Raw genomic sequence first — 17170 nt, 5'->3', positions numbered from 1 at the left:
GTGTGCGAGTGACTAGTACACCGTTCGAGTCAAGCGCACATCCCCGCCGCTGGTGGATCCTGCTGATCCTGTGTCTGAGCCTGCTGGTGCTTGTCGTCGACAACACCGTGCTCAACCTCGCCATCCCGTCGCTGATGCGCGATCTGGGGGCCACCCCTGCCGACATCCAATGGGTGATCGACGCCTACATCCTGGCCTTCGCGGGCCTCCTGCTGACCGCAGGAAGCCTGTCCGACCGCTTCGGCCGCCGGAAGATGCTGCTGATCGGCCTGGTCCTGTTCGGGGCCGCGTCGATGCTGGCCACGCTGGCCGAGACGCCGTGGCAGCTGATCCTCTGCCGCGGGCTGATGGGCGTCGGCGGCTCGCTGCTGATGCCGAGCACGCTCTCCCTGCTCTTCACGGTCTTCCCGCCGGAGGAGCAGCGCAAGGCCATGGCTGGGTGGTCAATGGTCGCAATGGTCGGCGTCATCGCTGGCCCGACCGTGGGTGGCGTGCTGCTGAACCACTTCTGGTGGGGCTCGATCTTCCTGCTGAACGTTCCCATCGCCGTCGTCGCGATCATCGGCACGCTCACCCTGATCCCGGAGTCCCGTGGCCCGGCTCGCAACCTCGACCCGCTTGGCGCCGTACTGACTGTTGTCGGGATGGCGTCGGTCGTCTGGGCGATCATCGAGATCCCCACCAAGGGCTTCGGCTCGGCCGAGGTCTTGGGCGGGCTGGCCCTCGGCGCGGCTGCGCTGACGGCATTCGCGCTGTGGGAGAAGCGCAGTGCGCATCCGATGGTTCCGCTCGAGCTGTTCAAGGACCGTCGGTTCAGCGGGACCAGCTTCTCGATTGTGCTGCTGTCCTTCACCGCAGGTGGTCTCATGCTCGCGCTGACGCAGTACCTGCAGTTCGTGCTCGGCTACAGCCCGCTGAAGGCCGGTCTGGCGCTCATCCCGTACGCCGTCGCCGCCACAGTGTTCAACGTGCTCGGCGCGACGTTGGGTAAGAAGCTCGCCGACCGGACGCTGATCGCCATCGGGCTCGCGGTGATCGCAGGTGCGTTCGCGATCCTGTCCCAGGTCTCCGAGACCACCGGCTACGGCCTGCTGATCGCCGGACTGATGGTGATGGGGATCGGAGCTGGTCTGGCCGGACCAGCGGCGTACACGCTGCTCATGCAGGCCGTCCCAGCCGAGCACCGTGGTGTGGGTTCCGCGATGAACGACACTGTCCAGCAAACCGGTGGTGCGCTGTCGGTCGCCGTACTGGGCAGTGTCCTGGCCGCCGCCTACTCAGCCAACCTCCCCGCCGCAGTCCCCGAGGCGGCGCGTGACTCCATCGCCGCGACCCTCGCTCTGGGATCAGAGTTCGCAGCCGCAGCTCGGGAGTCGTTCACTGAGGCCATGACGATTGCCATGACTGTCGGACTGGTCGGAGCACTAGCCGGTGCGCTGGTCGCGCTGCTTGTCCTACCGGGGCGCGACGCCACCGTCGACACTGCAGCGGATGTCAGCGGGGAGGTCAGCGCCTAGCAGGAAATTGCTGGTGGCGTCGTTCGAACAACTGGACGGCGTCAGCAGCCAGCTCCCGTGACCACCGGCATCGACGGTGATCATCCGCGTCCGATCCCAGCCCAGTGCCCGCCGCATGGCCAGCGCGCCCTGGTACGGCGTCGCCGGATCCCGCAGGTTCTGCAACAGCAGGATGTTGTCCGGCCCATGGTCAGCCAGCGGCACTCGCTGGATCGGCTTGTTCGGCCAGAACGCGCAGGGGGTCGGTGTAGCCGTCCTGCCGGCGGTCAACGGGTACTGCCGCATCGACCGCTGCACATCTGCCTTGTAGAAGGCCATGGACTTCGGCCAGGTCGCCTCACCGCAGGTGATCGAGAAGAAGACTGCGTTGAAGGACTGGTACAGCGTGTCATCCGCGGCAGCACGCTTCGCGGTCGTGACACCGTTCTTGATCGCCTTGTAGAGCTCAGCCAACGCTGGGAAACGCTTGGTGTCATACCCGTACAGTCCGGGTCCACGAGTCCGCTCGCGCAATGTGTTGCCGTCCATCCGCCCTTCCGGCGTCTCAGCCGGTTTGGCGTCCAGTTGCTTCAGCAGTCCGAGGTACGTCGTCCGTACGGCGGCCGGTGTCGCTCCGAGCCCGTACGTCGTGTCCCGGGCCGCTGCCCACCGAGTGAAGTCGCCGAACCGCACCTCGGTGGCCTTCTCCCACGCCAGCAACGTCCCGCGCCACAGCGTGTCCGGGTTCACCACGCTGTCCAGCACGATGCGATCGGTTCGCTTCGGAAACAGCGATGAGTAGACCGCGCCGAGATACGTGCCGTACGACGTCCCGTAGTACGAGATCTTCTGCTCGCCCAGGGCGATGCGGATGCGGTCCATGTCACGAGCGGTGTTCTCCGTGGTGATGTGCGGGATCACCTTGCCGCTGTACTTCTGGCACTGGGCGGCGATGTCGCGGACGACCCGGATGATGTGCGAGATGTCGCCGTTCGGAGTGGGGTACGCCACGGCGATGTCGTCGGTCTGCTCACCCGCCAGGCCACAGGTGATCGGCGAGCTCTTCTGCACGCCGCGCGGGTCGAACCCGATCAGGTCGTAGCCGGCCAGCAGGTTCGCCGGCGCGTCCTTCTCGATCTCCAGCGGAGCGTCGAGCCCCCAGACACCCGGTCCGCCGAAGTTCAGCAGCAGTGCACCACGGCGCTTGGCCGGATCGGTCGCCTTGAGTCGCGAGACGGCAATCTGCAGGGTGCCGGCGTCCGTGTTCTTGTAGTCGAGCGGCACGGTCAGCATCGTGCACTGCAGTCGCTCGGGTGGTTCGGGCATGGTGTCGGTGGCTGGACAGTCACCCCAGACAGGGCCTGCCGCAGCTGCTGGTGCTAGCGATCCAGCGGTCAGGGTGAGAGCCAGCGCAGTACTGATCAGCAGAGTCCGCATACCGGCAGTAGACACAGAGTCACAGCCCGGTGGGGGCGGCTGACCGGAACGTGCCAGGAGTGGCGATGAGACGGCCGATTCACGCTCTGGGGCCGAGGCTTCCTAGACTGCAATTCGCAGATGTTCCGAATTGAGAGCGAGCCATGTCCGGTCCTAACACTCAGTACGACCCGGTCGAAGTGACTCCATTGCATGCTGAAGCACTGGAGCGGACCCGGGACGAGGCTCTGTCGGCGTTTACCGAGGCGGCCGATCTGGCGGCCTTGCAGGCGGCCAAGGTGACGCATCTGGGCGAGAAGTCACCCATCGCGCTGGCGAACCGGGAGATCGGCGCGCTGCCGCCGTCGGCGCGCAAGGAGGCCGGTCAGCGGATCGGTACGGCGCGGAAGGCGATCAACGACGCCTTCGCGGAGCGGCTCGTGGTGCTCGAGGCCGAGCACGAGGAGCGGATGCTCGCCACCGAGCGGGTCGACGTGACGCTGCCCTGGCACACGCCGGAGCTGGGCGCGCGGCACCCGTTGTCGCTGATCTCCGAGCAGGTCGCGGACGTGTTCACCGCACTCGGCTGGGATGTCGCCGAGGGTCCGGAGATCGAGGCCGAGTGGCTGAACTTCGATGCGCTGAACTTCCAGCCCGACCACCCCGCGCGGCAGATGCAGGACACGTTCTTCGTCGAGCCGGCCGGTTCGGGCAAGGTGCTGCGCACGCACACCTCGCCGGTCCAGGCGCGCTCGATGCTGACCCGCAAGCCCCCGATCTACGTGATCTGCCCGGGCCGCGTGTTCCGCACCGACGAGCTCGATGCGACCCACACGCCGGTCTTCTACCAGGTCGAGGGCCTGGTTGTGGATGAGGGCATCACGCTCGCGCACCTCAAGGGCACGCTCGACCACTTCGTCGTGTCGATGTTCGGTGAGGGGCTCGAAGCGCGCCTGCGGCCGAACTTCTTCCCGTTCACCGAGCCGTCGGCCGAGGTCGACCTGAAGTGCTTCGTCTGCCGCGGCGCCTCCGTCGGCAACCCGGACCGCCCCTGCCGCACCTGTGGCAGCGAGGGCTGGATCGAGTGGGGTGGCTGCGGTGTGGTCAACCCGCGCGTCCTGCGCGCCTGTGGCATCGACACCGACCGGTACTCCGGTTTTGCCTTCGGAATGGGGCTGGAGCGGACGCTGATGTTCCGCAACGGCGTCGAGGACATGCGGGACATGGTCGAGGGTGATGTGCGGTTCAGCCGCCAGTTCGGGATGGAGATCTGATGCGGGTCCCACTGTCGTGGCTTCGTGAGTACGTCGAGCTTCCGGCCGACGTGACCGGCCGTTCCCTCGGGGAGCAGCTGGTCCGGGCCGGTCTCGAGGTGGAGACCGTCGAGGAGTCCGAGCTGACCGGCCCGCTGGTGGTCGGCAAGGTGCTGACGTACGAGAACGAGCCGCAGAAGAACGGCAAGACCATCCGCTGGTGCTCGCTCGACATCGGCAAGGACGAGCCGCAGTGGGTCGTCTGCGGTGCGCACAACTTCGAGGTCGGCGACCTGGTCGTGGTCGTGCTCCCGGGTGCGGTGCTGCCCGGCGGGTTCGCCATCTCCGCGCGCAAGACCTACGGACATGTCTCCAACGGGATGATCTGCTCCAGCACCGAGCTGGGGCTGGGCGACGACGGTACGGACGGCATCGTCGTACTGGAGCCTGGTGAAGGCACTCCTGGCGATGACGCGATCAAGCTGCTGTCGCTCACCGATGACGTGCTCGACATCGCCGTCACACCGGATCGCGGGTACTGCCTGTCGATCCGTGGTGTCGCCCGCGAGGCCGCCACGGCGTACGGGCTTCCCCTGAAGGACCCGGCCGCTTTGACGCTGACTGGCTCGGGCGACGGCGGCTATCCGGTGCGCGTCGACGACGCCACGGCCTGTACGGCGTTTGTGACCCGCACCGTGACCGGGATCGACGCGAAGGCGTTGTCCCCGCGCTGGCTGCAGAAGCGGCTGCTCGCGGCGGGCATGCGGCCGATCTCGATCGGTGTCGACGTCACGAACTACGTGATGCTCGAGCTCGGTCAGCCGATTCACGGCTACGACAAGAGCCGGCTGAGCGGCGACATCGTCGTGCGGCGGGCCACCTCCGGCGAGAAGCTGGTCACGCTCGACGACCAGACCCGTGAGCTGGACGCCGAGGACCTGCTGATCACCGACGACTCCGGCCCGATCGGTATCGCCGGTGTGATGGGTGGCGCGTCCACCGAGATCTCCGGCTCGACCACCGACGTGGTGATCGAGGCCGCGCACTTCGACCCGATCGTGATCGCGCGTTCGTCGCGCCGGCACAAGCTGTCGTCGGAGGCGTCGCGCCGGTTCGAGCGCGAGGTCGACCCGCAGCTGCCGCGGTACGCCGCTCAGCGCGTGGCGGATCTGCTGGCCGAGCTGGCCGGCGGCACGATCCTCGCCGACGAGACCGTTGCCGACACCCACCCGCTGCCGCAGCCGGTCGTCATCCGTGGCGATCACCCGGCCCGCGTCTCGGGTGCGCCGATCGCCGTCGATGACGCGATGGAGTTCCTGAAGGCAGTCGGCTGCAAGGTCGAGCCGGCTGCGGACGACGCAGTTGCCTCGCCGCTTGCTGTCGGGGTCAAGGCTTCGTCACTGGACTACGAGTCGAGCAATAGCTGCGATGTGCTGACGGGATCCCGCCTGTGGGCCGTGACGCCGCCCTCGTGGCGCCCGGATCTGCGGGACCCCAACGACTTCGCCGAAGAGGTCATCCGGCTGTTCGGGTTCGACAACGTGCCGTCGGTGCTGCCGTCGGCGCCGGGCGGGCAGGGCCTGACCGTGTCGCAGCGCCGTCGTCGCCGAGTCGCGACCGCGCTGGTCGGTGCCGGTCTGACCGAGGTCGTGTCGTACCCGTTCACCGGCGACGCCGACTTCGACGCGATGGGCCTGCCGGCCGACGACGACCGCCGGGCGACGGTCAAGCTGGCCAACCCGATCTCCGACGAAGAGCCGTCGATGCAGACGACGCTGCTGTCGACCCTGCTGCGGACGGCCGAGCGCAACGTCGGCCGCGGCCAGACCGACCTCGCAGTCTTCCAGACCAGCCTGGTCTTCAAGCCCAAGGCCGAGACGAAGGCCGCGCCGCTGCTGGCGGTCGAGGCTCGCCCGAGTGACAGCGACGTCCAATCCCTGTACGACGCTCTGCCGGACCAGCCGCTGCATGTCGGCGTGGTGCTGACCGGTGCGCTGACCCCGACCGGTTGGTGGGGCAAGGGCCGTCCGGCCGGTTGGTCCGACGCGGTCCAGATCGCCCGCCTGATCGCGTCCGTGGTCGGTGTCGAGCCGACCGTGAAGAACGTCGAGCTCGCGCCGTGGCACCCGGGTCGCTGCGCAGAGTTCTCGGTCGACGGCAAGGTGGTCGGCCACGCTGGCGAGCTGCACCCGAAGGTCTGTCAGGCGTTCGGTCTGCCGAGCCGGTCGAGTGCGGTCGAGCTGGATCTGGATGCGCTGATCGTGGCTGGTCCGGAGACCGTGACCGCGGTGCCGTTCTCGTCGTACCCGGTGGCCAAGGAGGACGTGGCGCTGATCCTGGCGGCCGACGTGGCCGCGGCGGACGTCCAGGCAGCGCTGACCGAAGGTGCGGGGGAGCTGCTGGAGTCCATCCGGCTGTTCGATCTGTACACCGGCGAGCAGATCGGCGAAGGCAAGAAGTCGCTCGCGTTCGCGCTCCGGTTCCGCGCCGCGGACCGGACGCTGAAGGACACCGAGGTCGCGGAAGCCCGCCAGGCCGCAGTTCAGGTCGCGGTGGAACGCTTCGGCGCTGTCCAGCGAGTGGGCTGACTTTCGATGAGCGGGTCTCACCCGCGGGTCGCGGTCGCTGCGCCTAACGCAGCGGCCGCGGAGGCCGGCGTACGGGTTGCTGCTGAGGGCGGCAACGCGGTGGACGCTGCGATTGCGGCGACGCTGGTCACGATGGTCAACGAGATCGGCGTGGTCTCACCGGCGTCCGGCGGTTTCGTGACCCTGCAGGTTGCGGGGTCGGAAGCGGTCACGATCGACGGCTGGGTGGAGATGCCCGGCCGTGGTCTGCCGCCGGAGTCGTTCGGCCGCGGGGTCTGGGACATCACCACTGACTACGGCGGCGGTACGACGACCACTGTCGGGCACGGCTCTGTCGCGACGCCAGGCGGTCTGAAGGCGCTCGATCTCGCGCACCGGCGATCCGGCAAGGCGCCGTGGCGTGAGGTGGTTCAGCCCGCGATCGAGGTGGCCCGTGACGGCTTCCCGCTCAGCCGGACGTCCGGCTACTACCTGGGCTTCACCCACGAGATCATCTTCGGCTGGCACCAGCCGAGCCACCGCGTCGTGCACGACGAAGACGGCACGGTCATCAAGGCCGGCAGCACAGTCATCATCCCGGAGCTCGCCGAGGCGCTGCAGCTGATCGCCCGCGACGGCGCTGAGACGCTGTACACCGGTGAGCTGGCGCAACTGCTCATCCGCGACATGGCCGAGAACGAAGGCATCCTCAACGCCGCGGACCTGGCGGCGTACGAGGCGATCGTCCGGCCGGCGCTGATGGTCCGGCAGAACGGATGGCGGCTCGCCACCAACCCGCCGCCGGCCGTCGGGGGAGTCGCAGTCGCTGCGATGCTCGCGCTGCTCGACGGCGTCCCGGCCGACGGCAGCTGGAATCCCGCCGAGCTGGAGCGACTGGTCGACGTACAGCATGCGGTTCTGGGGCGGCGGCTTGCGGAGCTGGATGCGGAAGACCTTCGCCAGCTTGAAGGGCAGAAGCTGCTCGAGTTGGCTTCGGCTGGCGACCTGCGTGCGCTGACCTCGCCGAGTACGGCGACGGTGTCGGTGGTGGACGACGAGGGTGACGCGTGCGCGATCACGGTCTCGTCCGGCTACGGCTCCGGCGTGCTGACGCCGGGCACCGGCATCTGGCTGAACAACGCGCTCGGCGAGCAGGAGTTGCTGCACGGCGGTCCGCACAGCCTCAAGCCAGGCACCCGACTGACCTCGAACATGGCGCCGAGCGTGGCGCGTCGGGACAGCGACGGCGCGGTGCTGGCGATCAGCTCGCCTGGTTCGGATCGCATCCCGACCGCGCTCGCGCAGGTCTACGCGCTCTACACGCACGGCGGGCTGCCGCTGGCGGAGGCCGTCGAGCATCCGCGGCTGCACGTTCGGGTCCGCGACGACATCGTGGTCGACTACGAGGAAGACCTGCCGCTGGCGGGCGCGACGAATCTGCCGTCGCGGCCGATGCCGCCGCACTCGATGTACTTCGGTGGTGTCGCAGCCGCGTTCTGGGATCCGGCCGAAGGCCTCATCGCGGTAGGCGACCCACGCCGTACCGGGGCAGTCGCGATCTCGCCGCCTGACTAACAGATCAGGGACCCGCTCGTTAGACAGGCGTGGACATCGACCCCGAGCTCACCGTCGTGGTGCCGATGTACGACGAGGAAGCCGTCCTGCCGATGTTCTTCGCGCGGATGCATCCGCTGCTGGACAGCCTCGGCCTGCCGTACGAGCTGCTCGTCATCGACGACGGCAGCCGGGACAACACGGCTGCCCTGCTCATGGAGGCGGCGAAGGACTGGCCGCAGCTGCGCGTCATCCGGCTGCTGCGCAACAGCGGTCACCAGGCCGCGCAGTCGGCCGGCTTCCGCGGCGCCCGCGGTCAGTATGTCGTCACCATCGACGCCGATCTGCAGGATCCGCCCGAGACGATCGGCGAGTTCCTGCACGTCCTGCGCGAGCGCGATCTCGACGTTGTGTACGGCGTTCGCTCGGATCGCTCGAGTGATTCGTGGCCGAAGCGGACCACCGCGCGGCTGTACTACCGCCTGATGTGCCGTCTCGTCGGCAAGCAGATCCCGTTCGACGCGGGCGATTTCCGGATGGTGTCGCGCCGCGTGGTCGACGCGGTGAACTCGCTGCCCGAGGACGGTCGGGTTTTCCGGCTCGTCATCCCGTGGCTCGGTTTTCCGAGCGCTGAGGTGACCTACATTCGCGCCCAGCGCGCGGCCGGGTCGACGAAGTACAACCTGACCAAGATGACGCGGCTCGCCTTCGACAGCGTGACCGCGTTCTCGGCCGCGCCGTTGCGGCTGGCGACCTGGCTCGGTCTGCTCGGCGGTCTGATGTCCGCGGTGTTCGTGGTCGGTGCACTGGTGATCAAGCTGACCGGCCGCGGCGTTCCCGGCTGGACGTCGACCGTCCTGGCGATCAGCGTGATCGGTGCGATCCAGCTGCTGTGCCTGGGGCTGCTCGGCGAGTACGTCGCCCGGCTGTTCCAGTCGAGTCAGCGCCGGCCGCAGTTCCTGGTCGGCTATGACAGTCTCGAAGACCAGAAGCGTGCGGAACCGGTCCGTACCCGGTGAGGCGGGCGCTGCCCTGGCTGCTCCCACTCCTTGTCGCTGCCGTCGGTCTGCACACCCTGGATGTCCTCCGGTACGGCGTCTACTTCGCGCTGGCGATCGCTCTGCCGGGCACGCTGTTGCTGCGTGCTGTCTGGCGCAGTGTCGGCAACTGGGCTGAGGACCTCGGCCTCGGTGCGATCGTCGGTGCCGCGTGGATGCTCGTTGGGTGGGCGCTGTTCACTGCGGTCGGCTGGCAGCGTTGGCTGGTTGTCTGGCCGCTGCTGACTCTTGCTGCCTTCGCACTGCCGCGGTTGCGCTCTTGCTGGCGTATTGCTCAGCCTTCGCTACTGCCACTGCGCTGGACGTGGGGACTGGCGATTGCCTCGGCGCTAATGCTCGCAGCGACCATCCGCGGTGTCATGGGGTATCACGTGCCGCCTCCGGACGCGACGTCGTACTACCAGGACCTGCTGTATCACCTGTCGATGGTGAGTGAGCTGACGCGCGCTGTGCCGCCGGAGCTGCCACAGGTCGTGGGGGAGCGACTGGAGTACCACTGGTTTGCGAACGCGGACATGGCGGCGGCTGTCGACATCACTCGGCTCAACCCGATCGTGGTGCTGTTTCGGCTGTGGGTGCTGCCATGGCTCGTGGTGGCACTGCTGGTCTGCGCAACGCTCGCCCGGACAGTCAGTCGCACATGGTGGACCGGAGTGCTCGCGGCTGCAGCTCTCACGGCGCCGCAGCTCTACCTGCTCGTGGACACCAGCATCAACCTCAATCCACCGGTCAGTTTCCTCAGCCCGTCGCAGACGTTCGGTCTGGTCGCCTGCGTCGCGGCGGGGATCTTTCTGATCGAGCTGCTCTTCCGCGATGGGCCCCGCTCGCTCTGGCTGCTTGTCGTTGCTATGGCCGTGGTGGGTGGTGGCTCGAAGCCCACCGTGTTGCCGGTGCTTGTCGGCGCGGTCGGACTGGCTGCGCTCTACAAGAGACTGCAACTGAAGTTAGTTGTCGCCGGTGCGCTGCTGGTTGCTGTCGGTGCGATCACTCTCCTCACAGTTGCTGGGAGCACTAGCGGCTCGCAGATCCAGTTCCTGGCCATTCTCAAGACCAGCCCCGGCTATGAACGCCTCACCGGTGACACCACTCCAGCCGGGGTCGGTGGGCTGCTCGTCCCGTCGCTTGTCCACGGCGCTGTGCTCGGTACGGCGGTGATGGTCCTGAGCGTGCTGCTCATTCAGTCAGCGTCCCTGGCCGGCTTCTTCGTCGTACGGCGTGATCCGGTCGCCTGGTTCCTGGTCGGAGCGATGGTGGTCGGCTGGCTCGGCTACCTGTTCATCGATCATCCGGGGGTGAGCGAGTCCTACTTCCTCTACACCGCAACGCCGTTCAGCATCGCGGCCGCCGGGTGGGTCGCCGCAACCGCGAGCAGACGGCTGGCGGTCGTCGTACTGGTGCTTCTGGCGCTCGCACCGGTCAAGAGCTTCATCCAGAACGCCATAGCTGGTGACACTGAAGCCGGGCCGGTCTTTCGGTCTGCGCAGCAGTGGGTCTATCCGGATGAGCAGTCGAGCGCTGCCTGGCTCGCTGCGAACAGTGCGCCGACCGATGTGGTGGCGACCAACACCTGGTGCCGTCCGGTGGATGCGAAGGCGCCCGGGTGCGATGCGCGCGGCTACCTAGTCAGCGGTCTCGCCGGTCGCCGGACCGTTATCGAGGGCTGGGCCTACACGAACGAGGCCATGGCCGCGCAGGGTGTCGGCGGCCGTCGCTACACCGAGCAGCCGTCGCCGTGGCCCGACCGCGTCGCCCTCGTCACGCAGACCTTCGCTAGCCCCACTCCGGCGCTGCTGAAACGACTCCACGACCAGTACGGCGTCCGCTGGCTCTACGCCGATGCGCGTGCCGGAACCGTCTCCCCGAAACTCGCCGAGCTCGTGCCGTTGCGACACAGCAACGGCAAGGTCGCGATCTACGACCTCGGAGGGTAGCGAACCCGTAACATGGAGTTCGCGTTGGCCGTTAGGTCTGCGCAGGCCCGCCCGCCCCGGTGCCGATGCATGCAGAGATGTGATTGCTCGGGAGGGCACCATGCGGGCGACACGACCGGCGGCGGTGGGCTTGCTGACGGCTGTGCTGCTGGCAGCGGCAGGTGCGGACACATTCGCCTATCAGGCGCCGGTGAAGCCATTCGAGCAAGCTGAATCGGCGACCGCGACGATGCCGGGCTCCGATCTGCGGCAGACGATCACTGTGACCGGTGGGACCGAGCTGCTCGACGAAACGACCGCAGGGATCCGGGGGACCGGGCCAACGACGTACAGCCCGCCGATCGCGCGGACCACCCCGGCGCAAGACCTGCTCGTCAACACTGGCGACTGTGCGTCCGTTGGGAGCTGTGGTGACCGCGGCACGGTGACGGTGGCGTTCAGCCGACCGGTACGCAATCCGGTGCTGCATCTGGCTGGGCTTGGCGGTGCGGTCACCGAGACCGTCAATGGCAAGCCAAGTGCGCAGTCCGAGCTGCACTCCGTGCTGCGACTGACCACTCCGGGGCTCAGCCTGAGCAAGGCAGGAGTGGGCAACAACCTCGCGGTCACCAGCGACACCATCACTGCGGCGAATCACGACGCCGGTCCGAATTGCATCAACAACAAGACTGGTACGGGTCCGGACGCCGGTGCGACGGCCGCATGTGGTTCGGTGCGAGTGAACGGCGTGGTGAGCGCAGTCCGGTTCGATGTGACGGCGTACTTCACCAAGCACGCCAAGCTGCCGGCCTTCAACACCACCTCCTCGGCTGATGCGTTCTCGGTGGTGGCCTCGGCTGGTGAGGACTTTGGCGACGCACCGGCGACGTACGGCGCGGCCTGGTCGGTGCTGAGCGATGTGCGACTGGGCAAGGACGCCACCGAGGACAACTCGACGGTGGCGAACGCGACGACCGGTCCGACGACACCTGATGCGGCTGACGACGGGGTGATGTTCCCACCACTGCGGACGAGCGCTACATCGTACGGGGTTGAGGTGAAGCTCAGCGGCGCATCTAAGCCGGGCCGCGTGTGTGCCTGGATCGATCTGGATCGCGATGGTGCGTTCCAGACCGACGAACAGGCGTGTGGCGCGTTCGTCGCCGGGCAGACGACGGTGAAGCTCAGCTGGCCGAAGTTTGCCAAGCCGACCGCAGGAGCCTCGTACGCGCGGCTGCGGATCGGGTACGACGACGCGGTCGCGAAACCGATCGGTGCGGCCGATGCTGGTGAGGTCGAGGACTACCTGCTGCAGATCACGCCGCCGCCTCCGCCGGTCCTGCACGACGACCTCGCCGCCACTGCGTTCAACACCGATGTGACCGTCAAAGTGCTCGGCAACGACCAGCCTGGTGATCCGGCCGCACCGATCGAGCCGGGCACGCTCTGCCTGCTGGACGGCGGCAAGTGCGGCGTACTGCTCAGTGTGGTCGGACAGGCCAAGTACATCGCCAAGTCAGACGGCACCGTCGCTGTGGAGCCGGTGCCCGGATTCTTCGGGGTCGGCAAGCCGGTCAGCTACCGCGTGGCCGACAGCAACGGAATCAGGGCGACTGCGAAGCTCACTGTGACGGTGGCTCTCCCGGCTGCGCCGGTAGCGACTCCCGACACCGCAACGACGCCCCAGAACGTCAGCACAGCAGTCCGGCCGCTGGCCAACGACAAGGCGGCTCCGGGCGTGACGCTCGTACCGGGGTCGGTTGTACTGCGCGATCCGGCCGACACCGCGTTCAAAAAGACGGTGGTGGTTGCCGGTGAGGGGCAGTACGCCGTCAAGCCGACAGGTGCGGTTGATTTCGTGCCGGTGCGGCAATTCACCGGGGTAGGCACGTCCATCGGCTACCGCGTCACCGATACGACCGCTCAGACGGCGGAGTCCGCTCTCACCGTCACTGTGACGGCGGTGCAGCCGGTGGCCAACGGTGACTCGGCGTCGACCGCGTTCGACACGGACACCGTCGTACCGGTGCTGGACAACGACCTTCCGGGCTCACCGGATGCGCCGCTTGATCCCACCAGCCTCAAGCTGGTCGACCCGGTCCGGCACACTCTCGTGGACACCGTGACGATCGAACGCCAGGGCGTGTACGTCGTGGCTGGCGGCAAGATCGCGTTCCAGCCGGCCCACGGCTTCCATGGCGTCGGTACGTCGCTCAGCTACCAGGTGCTCGACAAGAACGGTACAGCGGCGCGGGCTGCGTTCACTGTCGCTGTTGACGCACCAGGGCCGCCAGTGGCCAACCCCGACACAATCGCTTCGCTGCAAGGCAGTTCGGTCGTGGTAGCGGTCCTCGACAACGACAAGCCCGGTCCGACTGGCGCCGCACTGCGGCCGGACTCGGTCCGCCTGGTCCCGCCGACCCGCAGCGAGCCGGTGACGACACTGGTGGTGCCGGGTCAGGGCAAGTACACCGCGCGGTCGGACGGCAAGGTGCTCTTCGAACCAGTGCCTGCCTTCAGCGGTACGGCGACTCCGGTGACCTACCAGGTGACCGACGCCAACGGTGCGATCGGTGACGCGGCCCTGACCATGCGGGTTACGAAGGTGACACCCGATGCGTCGGACGACAGCGCAGCAACGCCGTACGACTCTGTCGCCACCGTCCGCGTGCTGTCGAATGACGCAGCGGGCGACCCGGCGGTCCCGCTGGTACCGAGCAGCGTCCGGGTGCTCGACCCGAAGACACAGGAGCCGAAGACCACAGTCGTCGTCGACGGTGAGGCGACGTACACGGTGACGCCGGATGGCGAGGTCCTGGTCGACCCACTGCCGTCCTACGTCGGAGTGACCGCAGCACTCGGCTATAGCGTCGCCGACGTCAACGGTACGACGGCCGTAGCGAAGCTGACCGTGAGTGTCGCGAAGCCGCCCGCGCCGACCGCGAAGCCGGACACTGCGACGGGCAAGCAGAACGTCCCGTTCGAGGTAGAGCCGCTGGCGAACGACAGCGCCGGCCGGGGCACTGGGCTGGATCCGCTCAGCGTGGCGGTGCTGGACCCGGCCGACGGGTCGATGAAGAAGCTGGTGAAGGTTCCGGGGCAGGCTGCCTACCAGGTGAATCCGGACGGCACGATCACGGTCGATCCGCTGCCAGGCTTCACCGGTGCGGCGACTGCGCTGACCTATCGGGTGATGGACTGGTTCGACCAGGTGACGCGGTCGACGATCGCAGTGACGGTCACGCCGGTGACTCCGGTGGCAGCCGATGACGCGGCGCGGACACCGTTCGACAAGCCGGTCACGGTCAAGGTTCTCGCGAACGACAAGCCCGGCGACCCGACCGCGCCGCTGCTGCCGACCAGTCTGCTGCTCGCCGATCCGGCCGATGGGTTGCTGAAGGCAACAGCCAGCATCCCGAACGAAGGCGTCTACACCGCGACCGGCGGAGCTGTCAGCTACGACCCGGGCGCGAACTTCCGCGGGCCGGGGACGCCGCTGAGCTACCAGGTCGGCGACCTGAACGGGACGCTGACGACGGCCAAGCTGATGATCACCGTCGGCTTCCCGCCGGTCGCGGTGGCGGACCGCGCGTCGACGCTGCAGGACATCGCGGTGACGGTGAACCTGCTGTCCAACGACATTCCAGGCACCGATGCGAAGCTCGATCCGGCGACAGTGGAGCTGCTGGGGCCGGAGGGCCGCGCGAAGGCGGTGCATGTTTATGCGAAGACCGTGACCGTCCCCAAGCAGGGCACGTACACCGTGCAGCCGACTGGCACGGTGGTCTTCGATCCGCTCCCGGCCTTCCATGGCACTGCCACACCGATGACTTATCGCGTTGCGGACTCCAACGGCACGACTGCCGTCTCTAGGTTGACCATGACGGTCACACCGATCTGGCCGGTCGCACTGGACGACTCCACAATCACCCCGTTCAACCAGCCGACCACTGTCGACGTACTGGCCAATGACAAACCAGGTGATCCGACAGCGCCGCTGGTTCCGGCTTCTGTCGTGTTGAAGACCGCGGATGGGTTCGGGAAGACGTTCACTCAGGCTGGTGAGGGCACGTACGCCGTCACGGCCGACGGAGCGATCACGTTCACCCCGGTGAAGGACTTCCAGGGGGTGACGACACCTGCGACGTACCGGATCGCTGACGACAACGGGACCACGGCGGAAGGCTTGCTGTTCCTCACGGTAGGCAAGGGACCCGAGGCGGTGCCGGATGCGGTGATGACGAAGCAGAACGTCACGCTGGCCCTGGAGCCGCTCGACAACGACAGTGCCGGGACTGGCGCGGAGCTGGAGAAGGATTCGGTCGAGGTCTACTCGGTCACTACACGCAGCTGGGTTCGCACTGCGGCGCTGACCGGCCAGGGGATCGTGACGGTCAACCAGACGACCGGCCGGGTCGCAGTAGATCCGGTACCGGCGTTCCGTGGCGTGCTGTCGATCACGTATCGGGTCAAGGACTCCAGCGGCAACCAGGCGATGTCGACGATGACGGTGACGGTCACCCCGGTGACTCCGGTCGCCAACGACGATGCGGCGACGACGCCGTACGACACTGTGCTGACTGTGCCGGTGCTGGCGAACGACAAGCCCGGGGATGCGTCAGCGCCGCTGGGTGCTGTGCAGCTGATGGACCCGGCGTCTGGTGACCTGCTGCCGATGCTCGAGGTGGAGGGCCAGGGGCTGTTCACAGTGCAGCCGTCAGGTGGAGTGAGGTTCGCTCCGGCCGGCGGATTCGTCGGTACGACGGTTCCGGTCGGCTACCAGGTGGTCGACGGCAACGGAACGACCGGTACGGCGACTGTGTCGATCACCGTCCAGTCGCGGCCGGTGGCTCACGCGGACCAGGCTCGTACGAAGCAGCACCTGCCAGTGGTCATCGACCCGATCGCCAACGACGTACCGGGGCCGGGGGCGACGCTCGACGCGGACACTCTGCTGCTGATCGGTCCGGACGCCGTACTGGTCAAGCAGGTCACAGTGGCCGGGCAGGGCGAGTACGTCGTTGCTGACGGCAAGGTCACGTTCACTCCGGAGGCGCGCTTCACCGGGAGCACGCGGCCGGTGGGCTACGAGGTGAAGGACAGCAACCGGAACCGCGCCCGCGCCACGCTGAGCGTGATGGTCGCTCCGGTCCTGCCGGTGGTCCGCGACGACAGTGCGCGGACTGGTTACGACACTGCGGTCGGTGTCGAGGTGCTGAGCAACGACCGGCCTGGTGATCCGTCAGCGCCGCTGGCCCCGGCGAGCGTCGTACTGCGTGACCCGGGTGATGAGAAGGACAAGAAGACCGTCACCGTGGCCAACGAGGGTGTCTTCGCGGTCGGCCCGGACGGTGTCATCACCTTCACCCCGGTCAAGGACTTCATCGGCTCTACGCGATCCCTCGCTTACCGAGTCGCCGACGCGAACGGTACGACGGCCAGCGCCCTACTCGATGTCACCGTCGACGCACCCCGTCCTGCACAAGCCTCAGCAGACAGTGCCACCGGTACACCCGGGGGAGTGGTCGCCGTGAACCCGTCCCTCAATGACACCGGCGGCTCCGGGCCCATCTGCCTCCGAGTAGACCCAGCCACCTGCACCCGCACCGCGACCACCCCAGCCGGCACCTGGACAGTCACCCCCGACGGCACCATCCGCCTCAGCCCGGCCAAGGGCTTCACTGGCACCGCCAAACTCACCTACGAACACGCGAGCGCCGGCGCCGCGCCGGTCGCAGCCCCAGTCCGCTTCACCATCGCTGCGGACCCCGGCCCAGCCCTGCGCCTGGTAAGCCAGACCGAGCTCCCCGAAACAGGAGGACCGCCCCAGCTCCTGCTGACGCTGGGCTCACTCCTGACCGCGCTGGGCGCGACGCTTCTAGCCCTGGTCCGCTCCCGCCGCTGACCTACAGGTCC

At 67.7% G+C, this 17170-nt stretch carries 8 protein-coding genes; 7 read left to right on the top strand and 1 reads right to left on the bottom strand.

Features of this window, described 5'->3' with window-relative positions; genetic code table 11:
- Nucleotides 1-8: 8 nt before the first annotated feature.
- Nucleotides 9-1517, top strand: coding sequence for an MFS transporter (locus E1263_RS20770; protein WP_238161357.1), 1509 nt, complete (start codon nt 9-11; stop codon nt 1515-1517).
- Here the strand turns inward: E1263_RS20770 and E1263_RS20765 are convergent.
- On the bottom strand, nt 1455-2933 hold the full coding sequence (locus E1263_RS20765; protein ID WP_132169832.1) for an alpha/beta hydrolase: 1479 nt from the start codon (nt 2931-2933) through the stop codon (nt 1455-1457). The two genes, E1263_RS20770 and E1263_RS20765, sit on opposite strands and share 63 nt — an antisense overlap.
- A 143-nt stretch (nt 2934-3076) precedes the next feature.
- On the opposite strand from E1263_RS20765, the gene pheS reads away from it, so the two are divergent.
- The 6 genes from pheS to E1263_RS20735 all read left to right on the top strand — a co-directional run bounded on the left by pheS (nt 3077) and on the right by E1263_RS20735 (nt 17159).
- Nucleotides 3077-4186: a phenylalanine--tRNA ligase subunit alpha gene (gene pheS, locus E1263_RS20760; protein WP_132169830.1), complete on the top strand. Its 1110-nt coding sequence runs from the start codon at nt 3077-3079 to the stop codon at nt 4184-4186.
- Complete coding sequence (gene pheT, locus E1263_RS20755) at nt 4186-6753, top strand: phenylalanine--tRNA ligase subunit beta (RefSeq protein WP_132169828.1); 2568 nt, start codon at nt 4186-4188, stop codon at nt 6751-6753. Before pheS ends, pheT begins: the two co-directional genes overlap by 1 nt.
- Nucleotides 6754-6759: 6 nt before the next feature.
- Nucleotides 6760-8307, top strand: a complete 1548-nt coding sequence (locus E1263_RS20750) for a gamma-glutamyltransferase (protein WP_132169826.1) — start codon at nt 6760-6762, stop codon at nt 8305-8307.
- Nucleotides 8308-8336: 29 nt separating this feature from the next.
- Nucleotides 8337-9305: a glycosyltransferase family 2 protein gene (locus E1263_RS20745; protein ID WP_238161356.1), complete on the top strand. Its 969-nt coding sequence runs from the start codon at nt 8337-8339 to the stop codon at nt 9303-9305.
- Entirely contained in the window at nt 9302-11275 is a 1974-nt protein-coding gene (locus tag E1263_RS20740; protein ID WP_132169824.1) for a hypothetical protein, read from the top strand. The genes E1263_RS20745 and E1263_RS20740 overlap by 4 nt, the downstream gene beginning before the upstream one ends.
- 100 nt (nt 11276-11375) lie before the next feature.
- On the top strand, nt 11376-17159 hold the full coding sequence (locus E1263_RS20735) for an Ig-like domain-containing protein (protein WP_132169822.1): 5784 nt from the start codon (nt 11376-11378) through the stop codon (nt 17157-17159).
- Nucleotides 17160-17170: the final 11 nt, after the last annotated feature.

Origin of the sequence: Kribbella antibiotica (assembly GCF_004349055.1) — a bacterium.
In the GTDB taxonomy this organism is placed as follows: domain Bacteria; phylum Actinomycetota; class Actinomycetes; order Propionibacteriales; family Kribbellaceae; genus Kribbella; species Kribbella antibiotica.
The sequence above is the reverse complement of the archived record's forward strand: the minus strand, read 5'-3'. Positions and strand labels throughout refer to the sequence as shown.

Bases quoted from the DNA above. Each gene is read 5' to 3' on its own strand.
- E1263_RS20765 (WP_132169832.1), bottom strand. From the start codon at position 2,933: ATGCGGACTCTGCTGATCAGTACTGCGCTGGCTCTCACCCTGACCGCT.
- pheS (WP_132169830.1), top strand. From the start codon at position 3,077: ATGTCCGGTCCTAACACTCAGTACGACCCGGTCGAAGTGACTCCATTG.
- pheT (WP_132169828.1), top strand. From the start codon at position 4,186: ATGCGGGTCCCACTGTCGTGGCTTCGTGAGTACGTCGAGCTTCCGGCC.
- E1263_RS20750 (WP_132169826.1), top strand. From the start codon at position 6,760: ATGAGCGGGTCTCACCCGCGGGTCGCGGTCGCTGCGCCTAACGCAGCG.
- E1263_RS20735 (WP_132169822.1), top strand. From the start codon at position 11,376: ATGCGGGCGACACGACCGGCGGCGGTGGGCTTGCTGACGGCTGTGCTG.